The following is a 23,217-nucleotide window of genomic DNA, read 5'->3' as shown; positions in this document are numbered from 1 at the left end:
TTGGCCCGTTCGACGACGTTTCCTTAGCCGGCTGGCGTATACCAGATCGGCGATGTGTAGGCTCGTTCCTGTGTCGTCATGGTTACATCCGGCGACATCTTGATGCCAAAGTATTTCGCATCATAGGCGGGCCAGCGTGGTGTAGGGATCTCTATGACGCGGCCATAGTAGAAGGCCCTCTGGGACGGATCGAAATCGGGGTCTTTCCACACAGCGACAAGCTCTGGCGCTCCGATCGTGTTGGTCCATGTGGCATTGGCTACGTCGACCGTGTCGCCAACCGGCGGCAGCTTGCCATCGGTGCCCGGCTTGCGGTCGCCGGACCAGGCGACATCGTAGACCTGTTCATGCACCTCGCCGGCGGCGTCCAGCCATCCTTTGACGATCTGATATCGATCGAGGTTGGCGCCGATCGGATCTTTCAGTGCAGCGACCAGGAAGGTCGGCACCTTGCCCGCAGGCGCCTGACTGAGGTCGCCGCCCATCGGCACGCCCTTGGTGTAACCGGCGATAGCCGGGCTGCGGGTATTGGCGTCGGTTTCGACGAAATCGAAGCCGCCGAAGAACCTAACTGCCATGCGCGGCCCGGTCGTGGCATAGGTCTCGCGCCGCTTCATGGCATCGAAGATAGAGGCGCGTGTGTTCTCCTGTGCCCAGACTGCGGCATAGCCCGATGCGGTCGTCTCCCAGCCAAGGACCTTGAGCCCGAGCTTGGGGTTCGCCATGAAGGGGTGAGACCAGCGTTCTGGGCTCGGCTCGCCGGTCGAGATCTTGCCGAAGAAATTGTCGTCGTCGGCAGTGGAGAGGCCCGTGTGAGAATCTGTGCTGCCGACCAGGCCGAATTTGTAGGGATTGACCCCCAACTTGGCTTCCAGCTTCAGCCCGTTCTTGAGCGCCGAGCGCGTGTACTCAAACTCCAGCATGTCCGGTGTCTTCTTCACGCTGAGGTCAAGATTGCCCTTGTCCCATTTCTCGAAACTGGCGAACTCGTCATTGGGAGAAAGGAAGGGGTGGCTCTCACCGTCGCCCTTCATCTGGGTGGTCTCGTAAAGCACCTCCCAGTGGGCGCGTTGCTCGGCGTATTCGCGATCGATCTCCTGGCCGGTGACCGGCTCGATGATCGGGAACATCTCGCCATTGCTCAGATTGCCATTGTGGGCGATGGCAAGAACATCGCCGCCGGTCTTGTCCTCAAAGTTCCGCAGCCATTTCCACAGGTCGCGAGGGTTGTTGCTGCCGACGGGCGGCTGCGTCGTGTACGGTTCGATGAGACCGGCCTTTTCGGCACCATCGCGGAAGATGACATTGCGGTGGAGATTGTTGCCCTTGGACAGCGACGTCCATTCGAAGCCGATGAAAGCGGTGAAGCGCCCCGGATCGTTGGCTTCTTCGGCTGCCGAGATGATGCTCTGCCATACCGACCGATAGGCGGGATTGCCCGGCTGGTAGATGATGTCGGGCGGAAATTTGCCTTGCGAAAAGGTCATGACGATGGCCCACGCCGCTTCCCCGGCGTGCCCCGACTGGATCATGTCATACCACTCGCGCGCCTGTGCATTCTGCAGGATCTCCGGCTTTCCGGCCATGAAGTCGGTGAACCATCCCATATTGTCGGAGTGATCCGCGACCACCAGGAAGTCCAGCGGACGCGACAGCCTGACCGGCTGTCCTGTCGAGGAGATGACTTCCTCGCCCTTGGCAAATTTGTAAGCCTCGCGTGGTCCCAGCCTGGCGCCGGCCGCCCCGGCGTCGAAGGACAGGGCGGTGTGCAAATGCGTGTCGCCGAACAGCGGCCGTGTCGGGAAATTGCGTCCGGCATAAGGTGAGTAGGGCCGGGCCTTGATGGCTTGCCCCGCTTCCTCGACTGTATAGGTGCCGGCATCCTGTGCCCGCGCCACGGGGCCCACACAGACGGCAAGCAATACAAGACTTGTGATCGTCAGCGGTTTCCGGATCATTGTCTCTCTCCCTTATGGAATGAAATCTCGGTGTGGTCAGGTGTGCATCCGAGTTCGGCGGGCACGATGCCGACCGGGTGCGACTGCATCGAAGCGAAATGGGATGAACCGGCCGCCGCGCTTGCCAGCGAGAAGACCGGTTTCTGTGATGTTTCGACAGCACTGTCGCTTGCGCCGATGTCCGAATAGCTGAGCAGGAATTTGGCGATCTGCGGCGCCGACCCATAGAGACGGACCACGCCGCGTTCGACGGCTTGGCCGAAGGTCAATCGCCGCGCCGCGATTTCGGCTATCACGGCTTCGCCGGCAACGAGTACCAGATCCCCGGGCTGCGCCCCCGAGACATGTACCGTTGTGCGCAAGCCGTCAGGCCCCTGATCGAAGCGCGCCCACAGCATCGGCTCAACCACGACCAGGGAAACCGAGCGCTGGGAGGGCCCCGGCCATGCCACCCGGAGCATGTCGCCGAATTGCTCCAGCGCCGTCGCCGTCAGCTTAAATCTGTGTCCGAACAGATCTGGTCCGCCTTGATCAAAGTTCGCCAGCGGCAGCCGTCCCGCCGCCACCTCTTTCGATATCGCGCCGACGACGTAGAGTGAATCCGGATAGTGCCAATTCAGGAAACCCTGCGAAATCGTTTGCGGACTATCATAGCCGCAAGCGCGTCCTTCGGAGACCGGAGCAGCAGCAATCAAAGACGCGGCAAGCGCCACGGTGATAGCGCGCGCAAGTTTCCGGCTCATCAGGAGGCGCCCGCCCGGCAGTTTCGTGCGTGATCCCATTTGCTCCTCCTTACAGGAACATCGCGTCCAACCGCTGGGCGCTCCAGAATGCCGCGACGATCCCGATGGCATAGGCCGACGCGACGATCGCCTGTCGCGGGATCATGACGAACCGCATCACCGAATAGACCGCAGTCAGCAAGACAGCGATGAAGGCCAGTTGCCCGAGCTCGACGCCGACATTGAAGGCCAGCAGAGCCAGCGGAATGTCGCCCTGCGGCAAGCCGAGCTCGACCAGCGCACCGGCAAAGCCGAAGCCGTGCAGCAGGCCGAAAACGAAGGCCACCATCCACGGCCTCACAATGGCCAGGCTGAGCTGCCCGCGCTCCATCCGCACAATTTCGGCGGCGACCATGACGATGCTGATGGCGATCATCGCCTCCACCGGCCGCGACGGCAGCGTCACCCATCCGAGGGTGGCGCAGCTCAAGGTGATCGAGTGAGCGGCGGTGAAGGCGGTGATCGCCTTCACCAGCTTGCGCCAGTCGCGCACGATCAGCATCAGCCCGCAGACGAAGAGCAGGTGGTCGAAGCCAAAGGCAATATGTTCGATACCGTGACGCACGTAGGTAACGAACACGGCCCAGGCGCTCTGCGACACCGGGATGACTGCCGATGGTTCGCTGGGAGTGAGCCGCGCCGTCCAACTGTTGCCGTTCGCGAACACCACATGGACCAGCGCGTCGGTCATGGTGTTTTGCAACCCGTCGATCACGACGTTCTGGCCTGCGAGCGGCTCCAGTGTGCGCATGCGCCAAGTCTGCACCATGGCGTCCCCGGTCGGATGCGAGACGATCGGCGTCACCGTCTCGATCTTGCCGGAAAAGAGGGCCGACAGCGCCAATCGCGCATCGCCCTGCATCGGCGTCTTGAACAGAACGCTGAACTCGTTCGGCGCGTCTTCCCTAAGGCTGAGATAGGCGGGGCGCACCTCGTGGGAGTAGGCAACTTCGCAGAACAGCGCAGCAATGGCCGCTGTCAGCACGATCAGTCGAATGCACTCCAAAGCGGTGCGGGCTCCCCGCACGAGCTTAGACCACTTGGCCAGCCGTCTCATTGTGCGGCCACATTCGTTGCAGGCCCTGACCTCAGCGCCGCCTTCGTACTGTCGTCAAGCTCGACGCCGTACTTGTTGCGCAGTTCGACTAGGTAATTTCGGCTGAGCTCGGTCTGTTTCGAAGCGCGCCACTCAGCAAGGACGGCATCCTTCACGGTCTCGAAGGGCTTCGGCGCGGTCGCCGTGCGCTGTGTGACGAGCACCAGATGAAAGCCATAGCCAGATTTCACCGGACCGCGCCATCCGCCCGATTCAAGCGCAAAAACCTGGCGCGCAAAATCGGCACCGAACATACCGGACAGGGCCTGTTCGTCAGTGTCGGCAAAGCTGTCGCCGAACAGCAGCCGGTCGCCCTCGATCGAGTCGTCCTCGACATTCGCCGACAGCGCACCCAGCGCGGCGGTCGCGTCCGCCGCGGCATCCTTGCGATGCTCCGGGTTGAAGTAGACCTGCCGGAACGAAAGTTTTCCGGGCGTCTCGAAGTGTGCAGGATTGGCGGCATAGAACAGCCGCAGCTCCACTTCGGTCGGCTCGGCAAGCTGCGCCGTATCCTCGACAAGGAATTTGAGCTTTTGCGCCAAGCGGCGGCGGATGATGGTGTCGTCCTTCTCGAGGCCCATCTCCTGCGCTTCGCGCGCCATCACCTTCTCATTCAGCAGATCGTCGACAAGACCCTTGAACTCATCGGCGGTTGGCTCGCGCAGCCACTGGCTCGACCAGGTCTGCTTGAGCCAGCGCAAGTCGCCTTCGCCAATGCGGACCGGCTCGACGGCTGTTGCTTCGACATGCCTGTCGTTCAGCCAGGAATAGCCGCCAAACAGGATCGCGCCGACGACGGCAAAATGCAGCAGAGGCTCCCTGAGCAACGTCATACGCTTTCCTCCGCGCCGGCTACGGCAGTGTCTCGCACGCGGGCATTGTCAAATGCCGCATCGCCTTCGACGCCGAAAACCGACAGAACCGCCAATAGAAAAATCGACACGACGTCGCCCATCTTTGCCTCTGGTTGCGACGGCTCTCCGGCAGCCGACAATGGGGAATGCTCCGCTCGATGGGCACTTCCTGCATTCAATTCATGGATAGTAGGCCCCAAAGAGCTGGCGCTGGAATGTAAGTTACGTGGGGTAAGCATGTAATCGCGCTACTGAACCGCCGTCGTTGCCGGGCGCGAAGTCGTAAATGTGCCAGGGCGAGCGCGGGATCCTGCGGACCGGCGCGTGGGGACTGCACTTCGCCTTCGCACAGACTTCGCGGTTGAACTTTGCTGGCTTAGAGGAGCGCCGCGTCATCGTTGAGCAGCGTGCCCGTGCCGGTCAGGTGCGATGTGCCGGAAGCCATTGAGACGTTGTCTCACTTTCCAAGGATCAGCTCTTAGGTTGTCACCGGTTTCCCAGCGGAGTTTCGCTCGGAATACCCCGTAGAAGCAGACCACCCCAGACGGCAAGAAGTGCATGAAATGCAACCGTGGGCCAAAGCATGACGCCGGTCATCTCCAGGACTGCGGCCGCGTAGACGAGGAGAATTGCTACGGCCGTGTTGTAAATCAGAATGCCGATAAGCAATCCGAATAGTGAAGGATTCAATGCGTCTTTCCTCGCCATCCAGCTTGCGACACCTATGGCAAGCAGCGCAGCGCCCGCAATGCGGCCGACAAGAATTGCTTCAACCGTAGCGCTTTCCAACCCAAGCAGGAGAGCAAATGGAACGGAAGGTAGCAAAAGAAGGCCGAGACCTGTCGCCGCTTCGACCGCCGCAATTACGATCAAGAATAAATTTCGTTTCGCGTTCATTTGTTGACTTTGTCCATAGCTAGGCCCGCCGATTGATGCTGGCAGTATCCGAGCGCACGACTCGCGATCGGTCGTTGCTTGGACGATCGTGTCGCCCAAGGCCGACCTGTCGGTCAGGTCTGGCCGGCGGCCATCCGTGCCGCAATCAGTTGATCTGAACGACCACGTATCTGGAGCTCGAGGGCTGATTTCGCGCCGCAATGCCAGACTAACGTGCCGTTGACTGAAGCCTTGCCGAGCGCGCGGTAGCCGGCGACCGCCGAAAACCGTTCGTTGAAGCGGTAGCCCAGCGCGGCTGCGACATTCCCCCGCTTTCGGCCCGGCACTCTATGGCTGTTCACCGTGGCGGCCATGGGTTGATACCCGATCTGCGGGCGGCATCGGTATTCAGCACTGCTGCTCCTACCTCTCCAACCAAGCGATCCACCAGTTCCTGCCATTCGGCTCGTCTGGCTTCGCGCAACGCCAGTGGGCCCTCGTCGACCTTCGATAGCGCAAACTCTGCATCCGCGAGTTCCTCGCAAATGTCGCGAAAGCTCTCGCTTCGGTCCACCAGCCGATGGATCGTCAATTCAAACTGGGGGTACCGGCGTACTGCCGCCGAGACCGCTCGGTGTCTGTCAGACGATCCGTCTTTTGTGTTCATGACGCCAGTTCATCGACCTGACGCAATCGTATTGCAAAGAGACGGCAGCAGAAGGTAAGTTACGTGGATAAGCATGTAACCGCACGACAACAAAAACTGCGGTTGCAAGGGACCAAGTGAGGACATGGCGATCCAGGCGGAAACGCCGGCACCAGGGGAGCATGAGCTTCCTATCGAAGCTTGTCGCGCCCAACTTGCCCTTATCCTCGACAGTGCGGACTTCGATGCCACCGGCCGCGAGCGCCGCTTCCTCAGCCATGTGGTGGAAGAGGCATTGTCGGGACGAGGCGACCGTATCAAGGCCTATTCGATCGCAGTCGAAGTGTTTGGTCGCGGCGAGGCGTTCGACCCGCAGACGGATCCGATCGTTCGCATCGAGGCTGGCCACCTTAGGCGTGCGCTGGAGCGCTATTATCTGACGGCCGGACACACAGACCCAATCCTGATCACGATTCCAAAGGGGGGGTATGTTCCTATCTTTTTGCTTCGTTCGCAGCCTTCGTTGCCGCTGTCGCAGGCGGTGGTTGTTTCTCAAACAACCACCCACTCTCCGGTTCGGCGGATTGCGTTCCTGCTGCCGGCGGTGCTTGCAGCCATTATCGCGGCTGGAGTGTCGGTATTGGCGTGGTCGTGGACCTCTGTCAGGTCAAGCGCGCCAGAAACGCCCCGTGTGCTTGTTGAGCCGTTTGACGATCTGACCGGCACCGCCACGGCCGCAGCCATCGCGAGCGGATTGAAGCAGGAAATTGTCAGCCAACTTTCGAAGTTCAAGGACATTGTGGTCATGGAGTCGGCGCCTGAGGACGGCGATACGTCGACCGCGCCACCACGATTTGTCCTTGCCGGAAGCGTCAACCTGTCGGTCGATACCTTTCTGCTTCGAGTCAGGTTGATCAACCGAGCCAACGGTTCGGTTCTGTGGGCAGACAGCTATGATGGCCGGATGAAAGTCGCGGACCTTGTCGAAGCTCAGGCGGACATCGCGCGGAAAGTATCGACGAGCTTGGCTCAAGCCTATGGCGTCATCTTCCAGGCGGATGCCAATCTCCATGTCGACAATCCGCCCGATGATTGGGTGGCATATTCGTGCACCTTGTCCTTCTATGCATATCGCGTCGACCTCAGCCCAGAAACCCGTGCATCCGTGCGTACGTGCCTCGAGAAGGCCGTACGGCGCTTCCCGAATTACGCCACCGCCTGGGGTCTTCTTTCGCTTATCTACATCGATGACTATCGATTCGAATTTCCCACCGACGCCACATCGTCCGCCGCCGTGCTTGAGCGCGCCCTGGCAGCCGCAAGGCAGGCAGTGGAAGTCGACCCTCTCAACGTAAGAGGGCTTCAAGGAGAAATGCTTGCGCTCTATTTTAGCAAGGAAATGAAACTGGCATTAGCAGTGGGCAAACGGGGTTTGGCCATCAATCCCAACGATACCGAGTTCATGGGCGAATACGGACAGCGCCTGGCGGTCTCCGGAAATTGGCATGACGGCTGCGCGTTGATAACGGAGGCGCGCCAAAAAAACCCGCGTTCGTTGGGCTACTATGAGGTGGAATTGGCTCTTTGCTCTTATTTCAGCGGCGATCATTCGCAGGCAGTTATGTGGATCAAGAAATCGCCGGTTCGATCGAACCCGATCTATCATATTGTTGCGGCTGCCGTTCTGAGCGAGGGGGGCTACAAGATCGAGGCTGATCGCGAGCGTGACTGGCTGGAGCAAAATCAACCGGCTTGGACGAAGAACATGCGCCAGGTGGTTGCGATGCGGTTGGCCCGTTCGCAAGACGTCGAAACCTTCATCGGTTCGCTGAAGAAAGCCGGTTTCAACGTGGCGGACTGAGATGAGAAGGCCTGTACGCGCGCAAGAAGGTCGAGATGCTGTTCGCTCATCTCAAGCGCATTCTCCCAGACTTATCTCTATTGACGCCGATCATACGGTTAGGGCACGTTTCGAGGAGTATTTTCAAAGGGGGGTGTGATGGCCGACAAGATCCACGGTTTTCTCCCTGCCACGGCTGAAATGCCGACTGACCGTCAGCGGTTGATCATCCGCTATACATTCGGATTCTTGATCGACCTCGTGGTGCTAAATCTGTTCGATGAGTTTTCGGACAACGTCACGGTTGCTTCCTTCAGCGTGTCGTTGCTTGCAGCCATCTTGTTGCAGGCCCTTCTGAAAGCGACGATCGCCATCGAGCATCAGGTCGCCGTGTTCTTCACGGCAAGGCAAGGTGCCTTTATGAAGTTCATGCGATTCTTCGGCGCATGGGTGGTGCTGTTCCTATCCAAATTCGTGATCCTGGAGGCGATTACCTTTGTGTTTGGGGATAGGGTTCGCTTTGAAGGCATGCTGCACGGCGTGGTGACGTTGATTATCGTCGTCATGGCCATGATCATCGCCGAGGAACTGATCGTCCGGTTCGTCAGGTGGATCCGTTGAAAGGGCTACGCAAGGTTCGCTCCAGGTAGGAGGCACTCTTTCTCCTAGACTAGAATGCCTGGGCTATCTCAGAATCGGCTGGAGCGTTCTTCCGGCTGAGGCGACTTCAAACCCTGGCAAGAGCATTCCGGATTGGCCGGAAGTCGTGCGGCGGTTTCCAGCGCAACCCGCGAGGCTGTCATGGAGAGATTCGGCAACACGTCCTCCTGCAGCAATTTCTGGCGATTGCGGTCCATATAGTCGTTGAAGCCCGCCGTCACGAACGCGCAAGGCACGAAACACGCACCGATCTCGCGCGACAAGGTCGCTTCAGGGGCGATCGAATGATTGAGCACATCCGCCCCCATGCTTCGAAACGCCAGGGCTTCGGCCGGGGTTGTCAGCCGCGGCCCATAACAGTGGGCAGCGACCAGCTGCTGCTCGATGCCATGGACGCGGCATTCGGCTGGCCAATGACGGCGGGCGGTTTCGACCAGAACCGCCGCACATCTTGGACATACGATCTGCTTGCCCGAGCAGTCGAAGCTCTGGCGGCCGGGCAGCAGTGAAAACGGGGTTTGCGTCAGCTCGATGATATCGGCGTTCACCACCATGTCGCCGGGCTTGATCGCCTTGTTGACGGCGCCAATGGTCGAGCAGGCCAGGACTTGCCGGACACCTGCCTTCATCAACACCCAGAACGCGCGGCGATGGCAGGAATGGTCGATATGGTCGCGGGGATTGCCGTGCGAATACATGCACAGGGCACGTTTCGTTTTGCCTTCGGCGGTAATCGACGCATCGAACTCGAGCAGCTTCCAGTTGTCGGTGCGACCGAAAGGCGTTTCAAAACTCATGTCCCGCCGCAAGGTGCTAATGCCATCGACATCGACATCCTCCGGGAAGGCAAGCCCCCAGTTTGCCGACCCGGTGATGATCGCCAAGCCCACCTGGGGTATGTCCGTCGGTTGATCCGTCATGTCGTCGGATACGTGATGATTGTCAGGCATGTTTCCAGTCTCGGTCAGGATCTTTGGCGAAGGGTCACGATCAGGACGACGACCACGACGATGGCGGTCCACAATGTCGAGATCGCAGCAATGGTCGGATCGATCTGATCGCGCAGCGACAGGAACATGAGCTTCGGCAGCGTGCTGTTGCGGCCGCTTGCGACGAAGATCGAAATGACGGACTCGTCGAGCGACGTCAGGAAGGCCATCAATGTCGCCGACAACAGGCTGAGCCGAAGTTGCGGAACAATTATTCCGCCAATGGCTCTTGCCCAGTTTGCGCCGAGGCTGCGCGCCGCCTGAACCTGGTTCCAGTCAAAGCGGGCCAGGGCGGGCAACAACACAATGCACGCGACCGGGATGGCCAGCACCACATGTCCGACCAGCACGCCGAACAGCGTTCCGACCAGACCTTGCGCCGCCAGCACGAAGAAGAGACCGATCGCAAGCAGGATTCCCGGCACGATGGAGGGGGTGAGCAGCACGCCTTGAATGGCCAAGGCGGCCTTTCCGCCGAGCCGGTTGATCGAGATGCAGGCGAGCAGCGCCAGGGGCACTGCGACCGTCGCCGTCAATGTCCCGAGGATCAGGCTCGTCCTGAGCCCGGCCATCCATGTCGCCGAACCGAAGAAATTCTCGTACCAGCGCAACGAGTATGCGCGCGGCGGAAACTCGAGAAGATCGGAAGCTGAAAAGGAGAGCGGCACGACCACCAGCGTCGGCAGCATCAGGAACGCCATCACGAGCGCGGAAAAGCCCCACAGCAGGATGAGGGCCAGCCTGTTGTCCGGATAGGCGTCAAGCATGGGCTGCGCCGACTTTGTTGCGCGCCATCAGTCGCCGCGCCGCCAGGAACATCACACCGATCAGCGCCATGAGAACGAGGAGCAGAATGCCCAACACGCTCGCCGAACCCCAGTCCTGAAAGGTCGACAGCGTGCGTTCGATCCGGATGGAGAGAGGATTTACCTTGCCGCCGCCAAGCACCGCCGGCGTGATGAAAAAACCTATGGTGTAGATGAAGACGATCATCGAACCCGAGAAGATGCCGCCGGCCGAAAGCGGCAGGATGACCGTGCGGATCACGTGCCCGAGCGTGGCTCCCATGCTCGCCGCCGCGCGAACAAGGTTGGCGTCGATATCGCGCATCGCGGCATAAACGGGCAGCAGAAACAGCGGCAGCATGTAGTGAACCATGCCGATCAGCGTTCCCGTGAAGTTGTAGACCAGCGGCAATGGCTCCGCTGTCAGGCCTGAACCTGTCAAAGCCGCGTTGATAAGGCCATCGCGCCGCAAGAGCACGAGCCAGCCATAGGTGCGCACCAGAATTGAAGTCCACAACGGCAGCATGACGAAGGCCATCAGCAAATTGGCCACCCTTGGTCTGGCGCTGGCCAGGGCGAGCGCCAAGGGGGTACCGAGTAGAATGCAGATCACCAGCGTGCCCAGGGACAGCTCAAGGGTTGTGAGGAGCGCCGACCATGTCAGTCCGCTCGAGAGCACCTTCTCGTAATTGCCGACGGTATATTCACCTCCGGTGGTCAGGAAGGATTGCCGGATGATCCAGAGGATGGGCAGTATCGCCGCCAGCCCAACGATGAAAAGCGCCGGCAGCGACAGCGAAAGGAAGAACCGCCGTTCGCGTCGCGCATCGGCCGCGAGCGCAGGATCCACGATGGCGGTCACGCTATCGCTCCCGGTATCGCGTGAACCTTCTCTGCTGGCGCATATGCGGTCACCCGCTGACCGACGACAAGCTCGGCGCAGCCGCCGGCCAGCGCTGCGGGAATGCACACAAGAACCTCCTGCCCACCATCAAGCGCCAGCGTCAAAAGCCAGTTTTCGCCGCGGAACGCCTTGGCGCGTAGTATTCCTTCGAGCGCCACTCCGTTCCGCCCGACGAGCTTCGCGTCAAGATGGAGGCTTTCCGCGCGGATCATCACAGTTTCGCGTGACGCATCGGCGCCGTCTACTCTGCGCACCGAGCCCGGGGGCACAATGTTGGCCTCGCCCATGAACTCCGCGACAAAGCGGGTCGATGGACGATCATAGATTCGCTGCGGCGTATCGATCTGCTGGATGCGGCCCGAATTCATCACCGCAACCCGGTCGGACATGGTCAGCGCTTCGCGCTGGTCATGCGTCACATAGATCGTGGTGATCCCCAGATCATCGTGCAGGCGCCGGATCTCGTACTGCATGGTTTCGCGCAGGTTCTTGTCGAGCGCCGACAGCGGCTCGTCCATCAACATCACGCGTGGTTCAAAGACGATCGCCCGCGCCAGCGCCACCCGCTGGCGCTGACCGCCGGACAGTGCAGCAATGTTGCGCTCCGAAAGACCTTCCAGCTTCACGCGGGCCAAGGTGTCAAGCGCCCGCTGACGGGCCTCCGCTTTCGGCGTCTTGCGCAGCGCCAATGGATACTCGACATTCGCCAGCACGCTCATGTGGGGGAACAGGGCGTAGTTCTGGAATACAATGCCGATGTCGCGCTTGTTGGGGGCCAGGCGGGTAACGTCCCGGTCACCCAACAGGAGCTTGCCGGAATCGGGCCGGACAAAACCGGCCAGAGCCATGAGCAGCGTGGTCTTGCCCGACCCGGACGGTCCCAGCAAAGTGAGGAATTCGCCAGCCTGAACGTCGAGCGAGACATCGTCCAGCGCGACGTAGGCCCCATAGGCCTTGCTCACGCTGTCGATGGTGATCGGGAGCGACTTCATCACGGGCTCAAAGCTGGCGAATGCGAGACTCAGCGGTTCATCATTTCATCAAATGCCTTTTGCGCAGCCTCGCCGTTCTTGACCCACCAGTCCGCATTCGAAAACACCGACGTGCCAGCATTTTCGGGAGCGGTCGCCAGGGTCTTCAGCCGATCTTCGGGGATGAGGCCACCCTCATAGGCCGCAGGATTGACCGGACCATAGGCGATGAAATCGGTCAGCTTCGCCACGCGCGCGGGCTGCGTCATCGCTGCGATCAGCTTCATGGCCGCTTCCTTGTTCGGCGCTCCCTTCGGCACCCCAAGGCAGTCGGTGCCGATGACGGAACCCTTGAACGTGTAGTCAACCGCGCCGCCATCCGCTTTGACGGTTTGCGCCCGTCCGTTCCAGGTAACGACCAGATCCGCCTCGCCGTCTTTCAGCAACTGCGCGGATTGGGCTCCCGAGGTCCACCAGACCGAGACATTTGGCTTGATCGCTTCAAGCCGCTTGATAGCGCGCGCCAGACCTTCCGGCGTGCTGAGCACGGGATAGACGTCTGCCGGCGCCACGCCATCAGAGAGAAGGGCGATTTCGATCAGGTCCTGCGCGTTGGCGCGCAGGGCGCGACGGCCCGAGAATTTGGCAACGTCCCAGAACTCCGCCCAGGTCTTCGGCGGATTCTCGTCAAAGGCCTTGGTGTTCCACGACATGACGGTGCCATAGGAGTCGAACGGATAGCAGTAGTCGGACTTTGCACCGGCCGGCACGGAGTTGGGATCGATGATCTTGTAGTCGAGCGGCTCCAGCAGTGACTGTGCAGCCGCCTGCGCGCCTTCCGGTGAGCCCAGGTGGATGATGTCGGTCGTGACCGTGCCTGCGGTGACCTGCATCTTCAGGGCAGCCAGGCCGTCGCTCTGCGTCTCCTCGCGGACATCATAGCCAAGCTCCTTTGCAGCGGGGGCCCACATGGCCTCCTTCATGGCGTTGCCATAGTCGCCGCCTGCGGTCGTGATGGTGACTGTTTGGGCATAGACGGGCAAGGCGGCCGAGACTGCGATCGCTGCCAGGGAAATGCGTAGCCAGGACATAGGTTCTCCTCCTCCAGGATTTATCAAAATGTCGATCAGGTGGGCTTTTTTTGTAATCGTAACGTTACGATTACCGCGAAATGCCCTAGAGTCAAGCTGCTTCCAGGCGGAGCCGTTGAGTTGCGGTGAGCCCGGATTTGACCGTCAGGCCGAATCCGGTAACGTTACGATGGTCAGCGAAATCAGCCGTCGCTTTCGCAAATGAAGTCGGGCGACATGGCCAATCTAAAACAGATCGCGGCGGAACTTTCCCTTTCGGTGACCACGGTATCCCGCGCTCTGAAAGATGGGCCGGAAGTGCATCCCTCGACCATGGCGCGCGTCAAGGAGGTGGCGAAGCGGGTCGGCTATGTACCAAACCATCACGGTCGCGCGCTCAAGACCGGACGAACCCTGACGCTGACGGCGGTGCTGCCGATGGAAACACGCGACTACCTGTCCGATCTGGCGAAGCTTCCCTTGATCGAAGGCATGACGCTGGCGGCGCGGCAAGCTGGTTATAGTCTGTCCATTTATTCCACCACGCCCGACGACGATCCCGTCGAAAGTGTGCAGCGCCTGCTTCAGGCGCGTAGCGCCGACGGCCTGATCATCACGCGCATGGTCTCGGGCGATCCGCGCGTCAAGCTGTTGCTGGATCAAGACATACCGTTCGTCGCGTTTGGAAGAACCGACCTGGACATCGCGTATCCCTATGTCGATATCGACAATGAGCAGATCGCCTACGACGCGACCCGGCGGCTGATGGACAAGGGCTGCCGACGCATCGCGCTGCAACTTCTCGTGCAGAAGGATCAGGCGAGCGCCATGCGTCTTGCAGGCTATGGAAGGGCGATGGCCGAGGCCGGTATTCCGATCGACCAATCGCTGATCGGCCACGGCACGTTCACGATGGAATCGAGCGCAGCCTGGTTTGATCGTTTGCTGGCGTCCCCAGATCCGCCGACGGGCCTGGCATGCGCTAACGAACTTGGTCTTCTGGGAGCACTGCACGCTCTCGGCAGGCGCGGTCTTGAGCCGGGCCGCGATGTCCACATCGTCACCCGTGACAGCACGCGTCTGGCGCGCTTCCTGCCGGCAAAGATCGGCGTTCATTCCGTAGACATGGCAGACGTAGGGCACAAGCTTATCGAGGTCTTGGAAAGCCGGATCGCCAATCCGCTTGGGCCGATCGCGACAGTCTTGTTGCAAGGCAGATTCGAGCCAGCCGAATAGTCTGCCGCAGACCCGATAGCTTCGATCGCCTGAGCAGAATTACCCGGTTGCCGATCAGATCGTTTCGCCTCCCTTTGGGAGCGCGGCAAAGCGCCTGCCGGACGCGGCTTCAAGCTGTCGGCATGCGCGGCTGTCAAAGCTCTATCGGTTTGAACGGCCGAACAATGTCGAAGCGGCCAGCAGCACGATAGAGGCGGCAATCAACACCGTTGCGGCAGCTGCGATGGTCGGCGTCAGCGTGTCGCGGGCGATGGTGAACATTTCGCGCGGCAAGGTGCGTTGTCCCGGGCCAGCAAGGAACATCGTCACCACCACCTCGTCGAGCGAGGTGGCGAAGGCAAACAGTGCGCCCGAGGCAATGCCCGGCAGGATGACCGGAAGCGTCACCTTGCGGAAGGCAAGGAAGGGTGGTGCGCCCATGCTGGCGGCGGCCCAGAGCAGTCGCCGGTCGAGACCGGTCAGAACCGCTGAGACGGTCACCACGACGAACGGAACGGCGAGCGAGGTATGACCGAGGATGAGGCCCGGGAAAGGTCGCGGTCAGGCCAGTCATCGAGAAGACGAAATACATGCCGACGCCGACGATAACGACAGGCGCGATCATCGGGATCAGCAGGAAGGCCGAGATCAGCCGGCGTCCGGGCAGTTGCGGCGCGGCAAGGCCGAGTGCCGCCATGGTGCCGAGCAGCGTCGCCAGCAGTGTCGTCGAGACAGCCAGGACCAGGCTGTTGCGCAAGGCATCCATCCAGGTCTGCGTCGAGAAGAACTCGGCGTACCATTTCAACGACCAGCCGGTGATCGGAAAGGTGAAGTCGCCACTGCTCTTGAACGAGAACAGCACGATAATGATCAGCGGGGACATCAGAAAGGCCAGCACCATAGCGGCCAACAGCCCGAGGCTGAGGCGGCCGAGCCGAACGGCGGAGGTTTGTCTCGGACCGGACACCGGGCCTCCTAGCGGATGCCGACGCCACTGCGGCGCAGCAGGGCGTTCTGGATGGCGTAGAGCGAAAGTGTGATGACCAGCAGGATCAGGCCCAGCGATGAGGCAAGGCCCCAGTTCAGCGTGCTGGTGGTAAACAATGCGATATAGTAGCTGATCATCTGGTCGCCGGGGCCGCCGACCAGCATCGGCGTGACATAGAAGCCGAGCGTGACGACGAAGACCATCAGCGTGCCTGCCATGACGCCCGGCATGACCTGAGGCAGGTAGACGCGCCGAAAGGCGTAGAAGGGCGTGGCGCCGAGCGACAGCGCTGCCCTGAACAGGCGCGGATCGATCGATCGCATGGAGGCAAGCAGCGGAAAGATCATGAAGGGCAGCATGACGTGGACCAGCGCGACGATGACGCCGACGCGGTTGTAAAGCAGCTTCATGGGTGCATCGATCAGGCCCAAATCCATCAGCAGCGTGTTGATCACGCCCCGGTCCTGCAGCAGCGCGAGCCAGGCCGTGGTGCGGACCAGGATCGAGGTCCAGAAGGGCAGCAGCACCATCAGCAGCAGCAGGTTGCGGACGCGGTCGCTCTGGCGGGCAAGAAAGGCGCAGAGCGGAAAGGCAAGCACCAGGGCAATGATGGAAGTGGTCGAGGCGATCATGAAGGTGCGCAGCATGATCGACCGGTAGAGCGCCGTGCCCGGCCGGGATGGACCGATGCCGGTCTCGTAGTCCCGCTTGAGATCGAGCGCCGAGAGGATGTGGTAGATGCCGACCGGACCGGCGGGTACTTTCAGTCGCTACGTTCTCGTCACACCGCCCTGTTGTGCGCCGGGGCACGACCGCCGCCATCGGCGATGACGACCGAAGCGCCGGCTTCGGCGAAGCGCGTGACGATCGCCGCGCCAATGCCGCGTCCGCCGCCGGTCACCAGCGCCACTCTGCCGTTGAGGTCGAAGGGTTGTGCCATCGCTCAGACGACCCTGGCGCCGCGGACCAGGTCGACGAAGCGCGCGAACACGTCGGTATGGCGATCGACATCGGCCGATGTGGTTGCCGGACACATCAGGAACATGGTGTGGAACGGCGTCACCAGAATGCCCTCGTTCATGTAGAAGGCGTGCAGCAGCGCCTCAAGATCGCTGCGCCGGCTGGCGATGACATCGGCGCCATTCCTCGGCGGCTGAGGCATGAACATGATCTCGGCGCGGGCGCCGATCTGCGTCACATGCCAAGGCAATTTGTTTGCAGCGATGATCTTCCGCGCAGCCTCCGCCAGCCGCGAGGCGTTGGCGCTCATGAGCTCGAAATTGGCAGGCGTCAGCACCTCTTCCAGCACCGCGCGCATGGTGGCGACGGTGAGCGCATTGCCGGCAAGCGTGCCGCCGATGCCGAGATGCGCCGACTGGCGCACGCGCGGATTGACCATCGGCACGATCGCCCACAATCGCTCGGCGATCTCCCGCGAGACGCCGAAGATGCCGGCCGGAATGCCGCCGGCGATGGCCTTGCCGGCCACCAGTATGTCCGGCTCCAGCCCATGCTCGGACGAATAGCCACCGGATCCGCTGGAAATGGTGTGCGTCTCGTCGATGACCAGCACCGTACCGGTGCGGCGGGTGAGGTCGCGAAGTGCTGCATGAAAACCGTCGGCGACCGGGATCATGCCGAAATTGGTCATCAGCGGCTCGGTCAGCACGCAGGCGACGTCGCCCGCCGACAGCGCCTGTTCCAGCGCGCCGACATCGTTGAACTCGACCACTTTCGAGACGGCCGAATGGTCGACACCGTTCGGATGGATCATGTTGCGCATGCCGACGCGGCCGTCGCGGATCTCGACATGCGCCTCCTCGACGCCGCCGTGATAGCAGCCGGAGAAGACCAGCACCTTGTCGCGGCCGGTGATCATGCGGGCGATGCGGATGGCGCCGCGATTGGCGTCGGTGGCCGAGGTGGTCAGCGTCCAGTAGGGCAGGCCGAAACGCCGCTGCAACTCGGCGCCGACCCACAGGCTGTCCTCGGTGGGCAGCATCATCGTGGTGCCGTTCTGCAATTGGCGCACAGCGGCACGGGTCACCGCCTCCGGCGCGTGGCCGCACATGCCGCCGGTATCGCCGAGGCAGAAGTCGACATAGTCGTGGCCATCGATGTCTCTGATGTGGGCGCCCTTGGCCTCGGCGGCGTAGACCGGAAAGCCGCCGGCCCAGCGCCGCATCCAGTGCGACGGTCCGCCATAGAGGAAATGCTGCTTGCCCTCTTCCCAGGCCGCCGCCGAGTGCGGATGCATTTCGCGAAAACGCTGCTGCTCGCGGTCGAGCAGGTCGCCGATCGTCGCTGAATGCAAATCGTTTCTGCTGGCAGCTATCACGGCGCAACTCTCCCTTTGTGGGCCATCGTTTCATGGCGCGAGCTGGTTATCGAAAACGCTCTAGAGCGCGATCCAGGCGGTCTTCAGATCGGTGTATTTGTCGAGCGCGTGCAGCGACTTGTCGCGGCCGAAGCCGGATTGCTTGACGCCGCCGAGCGGCACGGTGATGTCGGCGCCGCCATAGGTGTTGACGTGGACGACACCGGCGCGGATCGCCCGCACCATCCGATGCGCCGTCGACAGGTTCGCGGTCCACACCGCCGAGGCGAGGCCGTAGGCGGTCGAATTGGCGAGGCTCACCGCCTCTTCCTCGGTGTCGAAGCGCATGACGCCGAGCACCGGCCCGAACACCTCTTCGCGGGCGAGCTGCATGTCGTGCGTCACGTTCTCGAAGATGGTCGGCGCCATGTAGCTGCCGCCGGTCTCAACCAGGATGCGCTCGCCGCCGGTGACGAGGCGGGCGCCCTCTTCCGCCGCCCTGGCGACGAAGCCGAGATTCTTGTCCAGTTGCTCGGCGCTCGACACCGCGCCGATGTCGCTTAACAGATCGAGCGGATCGCCGACCTTCAGCCGGGTGGTCGCCTTGAGAAGCTCGTCCATGAAGCGGTCGTAGACTGACGACTGGACGAGAAGGCGTGAGCCGGCGACGCAGACCTGGCCGGAATTGCGGAAGATGCCGTTGGCCGAGACGGTCGCCGCCTGCTTCAGGTCCGGCGCGTCAGCAAAGACGATGTTGGGCGACTTGCCGCCGAGCTCGAGGAAGACACGCTTCAGGTTCGAGCGCGCCGCGTATTCGAGGAGCCGCCGACCGACCGGACCAGAGCCGGTAAACGCAATGGCGTCGACATCCATGTGCAGGCCGAGCGCCTCGCCGGCGACCGCGCCGCGCCCTGTGACGACGTTGAGCACGCCACCGGGAAGCCCGGCTTCGGCGGCGAGTTCAGCCAGCCGCAGAAGCGTGAGCGAAGCGATCTCCGGCGGCTTGACGACCACGCAATTGCCGGCGGCCAGCGCCGGCGCGATCTTCCAGGCGCCGATCATCAGCGGGAAATTCCAAGGCACGATGACGCCGACGACGCCGAGCGGCTCCTTGTGGATCAGGCCAAGCACGTTGTCGGGTGTCGGCGCAATCTCGCCATAGACCTTGTCGATCGCCTCGGCGTAGTAGCGGATGGTGCCGGCGGCCGACAGCGGCTCGGCCTTGTAGGCCATGCCGATCTCGGTGCCGTTGTCGCGCACGCCGAGCACGGCAAGTTCATCGACGTGCTTCTCGATCAGTTCGGCGAGCTTGGTCAGCACCTTCTTGCGGAAGGCAGGGGCGGCACGCGACCACGAGCCCTTTTCGAACGTCTTGCGCGCCGACGCCACGGCATGATCGACATCGGCGGCGTTGCCGTCGGCAATGCTGGCGAACTGGCGGCCGTCGATCGGCGACGTTACTGGCAGCGTCTCGCCGTTCAGGCCATCAGTCTGGGCGCCATCGATGAACAGGCCCCGCGCGCCGATCTCGACTTTGCGCAGCGTGTCGATAGCATTCTGGCTGATCATTGGCGACTCACTCCGAGGGAAACATGCAATGTGGTCGGGGCGCGGAACTCCCAGCCGCGGAACACCGGTTCCTTGCCTGGCACCAGCCGCAGGTCCGGGAGGCGCTCGAGCAACAGCTTTACTGCCAAGCACATCTGCTCGCGCGCGAAAAACCGACCTGAACAGAAATGATGGCCGAAGCCGAAGGCGGCGTGGTTGCCTTCGTCGCGATGGATGTCGAACCGGTCGGGATCGGAGAAGCGGCTCTCGTCGCGGCTTGCCGAAGAGACAAGCGCCGCGACCGGAGCGCCGGCCGGGATGGTCACGCCACTGAGCTCGACGTTGCGCGTCGTCTGACGCGTCTGCGTGCCGATCGGCGCCACCCAGCGCAGGCCTTCGTCGACGGCCTTCGGCACCAGGGTTTCGGGATCGTCGAGCACCTGCCGCAACTGTTCGGGATGGGCGAGCAGGCCGGCAAGGATCGAGCCGGCGCCATGGCCGGGCTCCTGCATGCCGCCGAGCAGGATGACCTTGATGCTCGGCATCAGGAAATCGATCGGACGCGTTTTACCCTCGGGCATGCCGTCATGCAGCATGTGCGACAAAGCGGAATCATCGGGCTTGCGGACAAGCCTCTCCAGCGTCGGCAGGATGGCGGCGCCGACCTCGGCGCTGATCGCATCGGCGATCTCCTGGCGCTTCGGGTCGTTCTCGAAATTGATGGCGCCCTGGGCGAGGCCATAGAACCATCGGCGCAAGGTCGGCATGTCGATGTCGACCAGCCCAAGCGAGCGCGCCAGGCTGAGCGTCGAGACCGGCTCGAAATAGTCGGCCATCAGCTCGGCCGAGCCCTGTTCGGCGATCCGGTCGAGATAAGGTTCGGCAATCGAACGCACGAGGTCGCCGGCATAGGAGGCGACGGTGCGCGGCCGGTATTTGGGGTCGATACCTTGCCGCAGATCCTTGTGGACGTCCCCGTCGGTCGTCAGGATCGTCGGTTTGCCGAACGAGCGTTCGACCGGAGATGTCCCGACGACGGCGGAGAAGGTGTCGGGCGACTTCGCGACCGTTTCCACATCCTTCCAGCGGGTAACGAACCAGAGATTGACGGCCGGCACGAAAGCGACCGGCGCGCTGCGCCTCAGTTCCGCATAGATCGGATACGGATCGGCTTCCAGCGCCTCAACGGTGATGCTCTCGGCAAAGCTCAACGCCGCTACTCCCTGCGATGGCAAAGGGGCGGCGCCAAGCGCGCCGCCCCTGTTTGTTTCAGTCCTTCAGAGGCTGTCCAAGCTCGGCGAAGGCGACCGGGTCACGGCTCTTCAAAGCGCTGGCCAGCACAAGGCCGACCACGGCCGCGATCAGCACCAGCGCCGGCAGGAAGACGCCAAGGAAGCCGCCCGCGCCCGACAGGCTGCCGAAGTTGATGACGATCAGGTAGATGATGATGACGAAGGCGATGAAGGTTAGCCCCGGCAGGATGGTGGTCTTCACGACGTTTTCCTGGCTGGAGGGATTGGCGCGGAAGAAGATCACCACGGCGAGCGAGGCGACCGCCATCATCACGATGACGCCAAGGGTGGCGACATTGGTAAGCCACGAGAACAGCGCCAGCACCGGATCGAGGCCGAGCACGGCGAAGAGCCCGACGACGACGGCGGCAAGCACGCTCTGGATGACCGAGGCGACATGCGGGCTCTGATGCACGATGTGCGTCACGCCGATGGTCTGCGGCAGGAGCTTTTCGCGGCCGGAGACATAGATGTAGCGGGCGACGGCATTGTGGAACGCCAGCACGCCGGCGAACAGGCTCGACACGAACAGGATGCTCATGGCATGCGACAGCATCGTTCCGGCGTAGCGGTCGGATAGGCCGAACAGGAAAGTCGTCGGGTCCTGAAGCCCCTGCAGCTCCGGCAGCAATTTGTCGACGCCGGCGCCGACGGCCATCAGCCATGCGGTGACCATGTAGAAGACGCCGATCAGGATGACGGAGAAATAGGTCGCCCGTGGAATGGTGACCTTGGGGTCGCGCGCCTCTTCGGCATAGATCGTCGTTGCCTCGAAACCGATGAAGGCGGCAAAGCAGAACAGGATGGCGATCGCCGGCGCGCCGCTGGTGATCTGGCTCCAGCTGAAAGGTGCGGCCGACAGTCCGCTGTCGCCACCGGTCTTGAGGATCGCCAGGTCGAGGATCAGCACCACCACATATTCGGCCAATACCAGCACGGTCAGGATCTTGGCCGACAGGTCGACCTGCCGGTAGCCGAGCACGGCAACGATGGCGATGGCGACGAAGCTCCACACCCACCAGGGCAGGTTGATGCCCCAGCCGGCGAACAGCCCGGCGGTGGCGGCGCCGAGAAGGCCCATGACGCCGATCTGCATGGCATTGTAGGACAGGATGGCAATCAGCGCGGTGGCGCCGCCGGCCAGGCCGCCGAGGCCGCGCGCCGCATAGGCATAGAAGGCGCCTGCATTGCCGACATGGCGCGACATGGCGACATAGCCGACTGCGAACAGGAGCAGCAGCAGCGTCACGATGAGATAGGTGCCGGCAAAGCCCGCGCCGTTGCCCATCAGCATGCCGAGCGGCGTGCCGCCGGCCACGGCCGTCAGAGGTGCGGCGGCCGAGATCACCATGAAGGTGATGGCGCCCACGCCTAGGCTGTTCTTCCTCAGCCGGTTTGTTTCGCCGGCTACAATTGTCGTCATCTTACCCTCCAATTCCGCGCTGCGGAAACCAAGTGTCCCTGAGATGCCGAGGCCTTCTGGCGGGCCTGATGTTCATTTCACTATTTGCAACGGCATTTCGAATATAGACTTGCAAAGGAAGGCGCTTCCTGTCAAGTTAATTCGCACGTTAAGTATCTAGGGAGGTTCGGAAACCAGATGAGCACGGTGGCCAAGGCCATTTCTCTGCTGGAAATGCTGGGTCGCGGCGAGCCCGAGCTGGCGCTGGCCGACCTCGCCCGGCATGCCGGCTTCGATAAGGCGACGACGCGCCGGCTGCTGCTCTCACTTATGGAACACGGCCTGGTCGAACAGGACGAAGGCACGCGCCGCTACCGGCTCGGCGCCGGTCTCGGTCGGCTGGCGCTGATGCGCGAGGCGCAGTTTCCGTTCCTGCGAACGGCAGCGCCGCTGGTCGAGGCTCTGGCCACCGAGACCGGCGAGACGGTGCATCTGTCGGAATATTCCAGGCGCGGCCTGATCACGGTCCATGTCGTCGAATCAACCAAGGCCAATCGCGTCAGCGTGGCGCTCGGCGAACTCCTGCCGATGCATGCGACCGCCTCGGGCATTGCCTTCCTGGCCTTTACCGAAGACCGCATCCGCGACACCATTCTCGCGGGGCCGCTGCCGGCCTTTACGCCGTTCACCGTGTCCAGTGCTGCCGCGCTGGCCGAACAGATTGCGGCGGCGCGTGCGCGCGGCCATTCGATCGGCTCGCAGGGCTTCGAGGAAGGCGTGCAGAGCGTCGCAGCACCGATCCTCGGCGCAGACGGTCTCGCCATCGGCACCATTGCCATTGCCGCGCCGCAGGTGCGCGTGCTGGAGGGCGATATCGAACGCTACGGCGCTGGCGTCGCGGACGCGGCGCACAGCATCGGCGAGCGGCTTGTCGGACGGCGCAGCCTGCCGGAGCGCAGGCGCGCATGATGACGATGACGCGCATGATGACGCAGGCGCGCATCTTGATCATTCAGCGAGGAGA

General features: G+C 62.2%; 23 protein-coding genes. 4 read left to right on the top strand and 19 right to left on the bottom strand.

Annotation, left to right across the window (positions count from 1 at the left end; genetic code table 11):
- Window positions 1–23: 23 nt before the first annotated feature.
- The 7 genes from A6B35_RS09920 to A6B35_RS09895 all read right to left on the bottom strand — a co-directional run bounded on the left by A6B35_RS09920 (window position 24) and on the right by A6B35_RS09895 (window position 5,940).
- Window positions 24–1,958 carry a DUF3604 domain-containing protein gene (locus A6B35_RS09920; RefSeq protein WP_006203954.1) on the bottom strand — a complete coding sequence of 645 codons (1,935 nt, stop codon included), beginning with the start codon at window positions 1,956–1,958 and terminating at the stop codon, window positions 24–26.
- Window positions 1,955–2,671: a hypothetical protein gene (locus tag A6B35_RS09915; RefSeq protein WP_139032234.1), complete on the bottom strand. Its 717-nt coding sequence runs from the start codon at window positions 2,669–2,671 to the stop codon at window positions 1,955–1,957. Before A6B35_RS09915 ends, A6B35_RS09920 begins: the two co-directional genes overlap by 4 nt.
- Before the next feature lie 79 nt (window positions 2,672–2,750).
- Complete coding sequence (locus A6B35_RS09910) at window positions 2,751–3,797, bottom strand: HupE/UreJ family protein (RefSeq protein ID WP_050900772.1); 1,047 nt, start codon at window positions 3,795–3,797, stop codon at window positions 2,751–2,753.
- Complete coding sequence (locus tag A6B35_RS09905; protein WP_006203957.1) at window positions 3,794–4,669, bottom strand: peptidyl-prolyl cis-trans isomerase; 876 nt, start codon at window positions 4,667–4,669, stop codon at window positions 3,794–3,796. Before A6B35_RS09905 ends, A6B35_RS09910 begins: the two co-directional genes overlap by 4 nt.
- Window positions 4,666–4,791: a hypothetical protein gene (locus A6B35_RS37150; protein ID WP_006203958.1), complete on the bottom strand. Its 126-nt coding sequence runs from the start codon at window positions 4,789–4,791 to the stop codon at window positions 4,666–4,668. Before A6B35_RS37150 ends, A6B35_RS09905 begins: the two co-directional genes overlap by 4 nt.
- 385 nt (window positions 4,792–5,176) lie before the next feature.
- Complete coding sequence (locus tag A6B35_RS09900; protein WP_006203960.1) at window positions 5,177–5,587, bottom strand: hypothetical protein; 411 nt, start codon at window positions 5,585–5,587, stop codon at window positions 5,177–5,179.
- Between the two features lie 113 nt (window positions 5,588–5,700).
- Entirely contained in the window at window positions 5,701–5,940 is a 240-nt protein-coding gene (locus A6B35_RS09895) for a hypothetical protein (RefSeq protein WP_006203961.1), read from the bottom strand.
- A gap of 417 nt (window positions 5,941–6,357) precedes the next feature.
- Between A6B35_RS09895 and A6B35_RS09890 the strand changes: the two genes are divergently transcribed.
- Both A6B35_RS09890 and A6B35_RS09885 read left to right on the top strand, forming a co-directional pair.
- Window positions 6,358–8,073: a hypothetical protein gene (locus tag A6B35_RS09890; RefSeq protein ID WP_006203963.1), complete on the top strand. Its 1,716-nt coding sequence runs from the start codon at window positions 6,358–6,360 to the stop codon at window positions 8,071–8,073.
- Between the two features lie 138 nt (window positions 8,074–8,211).
- Entirely contained in the window at window positions 8,212–8,673 is a 462-nt protein-coding gene (locus tag A6B35_RS09885; RefSeq protein ID WP_006203964.1) for a hypothetical protein, read from the top strand.
- Between the two features lie 68 nt (window positions 8,674–8,741).
- Here A6B35_RS09885 and A6B35_RS09880 read toward each other — a convergent pair whose 3' ends face one another.
- The 5 genes from A6B35_RS09880 to A6B35_RS09860 are packed head-to-tail and all read right to left on the bottom strand — an operon-like array spanning window position 8,742 to window position 13,452.
- On the bottom strand, window positions 8,742–9,662 hold the full coding sequence (locus A6B35_RS09880) for a phosphorylase family protein (protein ID WP_006203965.1): 921 nt from the start codon (window positions 9,660–9,662) through the stop codon (window positions 8,742–8,744).
- Window positions 9,663–9,676: 14 nt separating this feature from the next.
- Window positions 9,677–10,468, bottom strand: coding sequence for an ABC transporter permease (locus A6B35_RS09875; protein WP_006203967.1), 792 nt, complete (start codon window positions 10,466–10,468; stop codon window positions 9,677–9,679).
- Window positions 10,461–11,348, bottom strand: a complete 888-nt coding sequence (locus A6B35_RS09870) for an ABC transporter permease (RefSeq protein WP_006203969.1) — start codon at window positions 11,346–11,348, stop codon at window positions 10,461–10,463. The genes A6B35_RS09875 and A6B35_RS09870 overlap by 8 nt, the downstream gene beginning before the upstream one ends.
- Window positions 11,345–12,382 (bottom strand): ABC transporter ATP-binding protein, encoded by a 1,038-nt coding sequence (locus A6B35_RS09865; protein ID WP_006203970.1) that lies wholly within the window; start codon window positions 12,380–12,382, stop codon window positions 11,345–11,347. Before A6B35_RS09865 ends, A6B35_RS09870 begins: the two co-directional genes overlap by 4 nt.
- 29 nt (window positions 12,383–12,411) lie before the next feature.
- Window positions 12,412–13,452: an ABC transporter substrate-binding protein gene (locus tag A6B35_RS09860; RefSeq protein WP_006203971.1), complete on the bottom strand. Its 1,041-nt coding sequence runs from the start codon at window positions 13,450–13,452 to the stop codon at window positions 12,412–12,414.
- 216 nt (window positions 13,453–13,668) lie between these two features.
- On the opposite strand from A6B35_RS09860, the gene A6B35_RS09855 reads away from it, so the two are divergent.
- Window positions 13,669–14,667, top strand: a complete 999-nt coding sequence (locus A6B35_RS09855) for a LacI family DNA-binding transcriptional regulator (RefSeq protein ID WP_040583307.1) — start codon at window positions 13,669–13,671, stop codon at window positions 14,665–14,667.
- A 141-nt stretch (window positions 14,668–14,808) separates the two neighbouring features.
- On the opposite strand, the gene A6B35_RS37345 is transcribed toward A6B35_RS09855, so the two are convergent.
- From A6B35_RS37345 to A6B35_RS09825, 7 genes are all read right to left on the bottom strand, one after another.
- Window positions 14,809–15,147: an ABC transporter permease gene (locus A6B35_RS37345; RefSeq protein ID WP_341872632.1), complete on the bottom strand. Its 339-nt coding sequence runs from the start codon at window positions 15,145–15,147 to the stop codon at window positions 14,809–14,811.
- 474 nt (window positions 15,148–15,621) lie between these two features.
- Window positions 15,622–16,281 carry an ABC transporter permease gene (locus A6B35_RS09845; RefSeq protein WP_006203974.1) on the bottom strand — a complete coding sequence of 220 codons (660 nt, stop codon included), beginning with the start codon at window positions 16,279–16,281 and terminating at the stop codon, window positions 15,622–15,624.
- A gap of 134 nt (window positions 16,282–16,415) precedes the next feature.
- Window positions 16,416–16,574, bottom strand: a complete 159-nt coding sequence (locus A6B35_RS34345; RefSeq protein WP_006203975.1) for an SDR family NAD(P)-dependent oxidoreductase — start codon at window positions 16,572–16,574, stop codon at window positions 16,416–16,418.
- Between the two features lie 3 nt (window positions 16,575–16,577).
- Entirely contained in the window at window positions 16,578–17,948 is a 1,371-nt protein-coding gene (locus tag A6B35_RS09840; protein WP_006203976.1) for a transaminase, read from the bottom strand.
- A gap of 84 nt (window positions 17,949–18,032) precedes the next feature.
- A complete protein-coding gene (locus A6B35_RS09835) occupies window positions 18,033–19,520 on the bottom strand; it encodes an aldehyde dehydrogenase (protein ID WP_006203977.1) in 1,488 nt (495 codons plus the stop codon).
- Window positions 19,517–20,710: a cytochrome P450 gene (locus tag A6B35_RS09830; RefSeq protein WP_006203978.1), complete on the bottom strand. Its 1,194-nt coding sequence runs from the start codon at window positions 20,708–20,710 to the stop codon at window positions 19,517–19,519. The genes A6B35_RS09835 and A6B35_RS09830 overlap by 4 nt, the downstream gene beginning before the upstream one ends.
- Window positions 20,711–20,768: 58 nt before the next feature.
- Window positions 20,769–22,214, bottom strand: coding sequence for an APC family permease (locus tag A6B35_RS09825; RefSeq protein ID WP_040583290.1), 1,446 nt, complete (start codon window positions 22,212–22,214; stop codon window positions 20,769–20,771).
- A 177-nt stretch (window positions 22,215–22,391) separates the two neighbouring features.
- Between A6B35_RS09825 and A6B35_RS09820 the strand changes: the two genes are divergently transcribed.
- The gene (locus A6B35_RS09820) at window positions 22,392–23,162 is read left to right on the top strand and encodes an IclR family transcriptional regulator (RefSeq protein WP_006203981.1); all 771 of its coding nucleotides are present in this window, start codon (window positions 22,392–22,394) and stop codon (window positions 23,160–23,162) included.
- The last annotated feature ends 55 nt before the right edge of the window (window positions 23,163–23,217 follow it).

It is taken from the genome of Mesorhizobium amorphae CCNWGS0123, assembly GCF_001686985.1.
In the GTDB taxonomy this organism is placed as follows: domain Bacteria; phylum Pseudomonadota; class Alphaproteobacteria; order Rhizobiales; family Rhizobiaceae; genus Mesorhizobium; species Mesorhizobium amorphae.
Note: the sequence above shows the minus strand (reverse complement) of the source record. Positions and strands in the feature narration are given on the sequence as shown.

Excerpts from the sequence above, each read along its gene's own strand:
- A6B35_RS09865 (WP_006203970.1), bottom strand. The coding sequence starts at position 12,382 with ATGAAGTCGCTCCCGATCACCATCGACAGCGTGAGCAAGGCCTATGGG.
- A6B35_RS09905 (WP_006203957.1), bottom strand. The coding sequence starts at position 4,669 with ATGACGTTGCTCAGGGAGCCTCTGCTGCATTTTGCCGTCGTCGGCGCG.
- A6B35_RS09860 (WP_006203971.1), bottom strand. The coding sequence starts at position 13,452 with ATGTCCTGGCTACGCATTTCCCTGGCAGCGATCGCAGTCTCGGCCGCC.
- A6B35_RS09920 (WP_006203954.1), bottom strand. The coding sequence starts at position 1,958 with ATGATCCGGAAACCGCTGACGATCACAAGTCTTGTATTGCTTGCCGTC.
- A6B35_RS09825 (WP_040583290.1), bottom strand. The coding sequence starts at position 22,214 with ATGACGACAATTGTAGCCGGCGAAACAAACCGGCTGAGGAAGAACAGC.
- A6B35_RS09875 (WP_006203967.1), bottom strand. The coding sequence starts at position 10,468 with ATGCTTGACGCCTATCCGGACAACAGGCTGGCCCTCATCCTGCTGTGG.
- A6B35_RS34345 (WP_006203975.1), bottom strand. The coding sequence starts at position 16,574 with ATGGCACAACCCTTCGACCTCAACGGCAGAGTGGCGCTGGTGACCGGC.
- A6B35_RS09900 (WP_006203960.1), bottom strand. The coding sequence starts at position 5,587 with ATGAACGCGAAACGAAATTTATTCTTGATCGTAATTGCGGCGGTCGAA.
- A6B35_RS09835 (WP_006203977.1), bottom strand. The coding sequence starts at position 19,520 with ATGATCAGCCAGAATGCTATCGACACGCTGCGCAAAGTCGAGATCGGC.
- A6B35_RS09890 (WP_006203963.1), top strand. The coding sequence starts at position 6,358 with ATGGCGATCCAGGCGGAAACGCCGGCACCAGGGGAGCATGAGCTTCCT.
- A6B35_RS09855 (WP_040583307.1), top strand. The coding sequence starts at position 13,669 with ATGGCCAATCTAAAACAGATCGCGGCGGAACTTTCCCTTTCGGTGACC.
- A6B35_RS09820 (WP_006203981.1), top strand. The coding sequence starts at position 22,392 with ATGAGCACGGTGGCCAAGGCCATTTCTCTGCTGGAAATGCTGGGTCGC.
- A6B35_RS09845 (WP_006203974.1), bottom strand. The coding sequence starts at position 16,281 with ATGCTGCGCACCTTCATGATCGCCTCGACCACTTCCATCATTGCCCTG.
- A6B35_RS09895 (WP_006203961.1), bottom strand. The coding sequence starts at position 5,940 with ATGGCCGCCACGGTGAACAGCCATAGAGTGCCGGGCCGAAAGCGGGGG.
- A6B35_RS09910 (WP_050900772.1), bottom strand. The coding sequence starts at position 3,797 with ATGAGACGGCTGGCCAAGTGGTCTAAGCTCGTGCGGGGAGCCCGCACC.
- A6B35_RS37150 (WP_006203958.1), bottom strand. The coding sequence starts at position 4,791 with ATGGGCGACGTCGTGTCGATTTTTCTATTGGCGGTTCTGTCGGTTTTC.
- A6B35_RS09880 (WP_006203965.1), bottom strand. The coding sequence starts at position 9,662 with ATGCCTGACAATCATCACGTATCCGACGACATGACGGATCAACCGACG.
- A6B35_RS09885 (WP_006203964.1), top strand. The coding sequence starts at position 8,212 with ATGGCCGACAAGATCCACGGTTTTCTCCCTGCCACGGCTGAAATGCCG.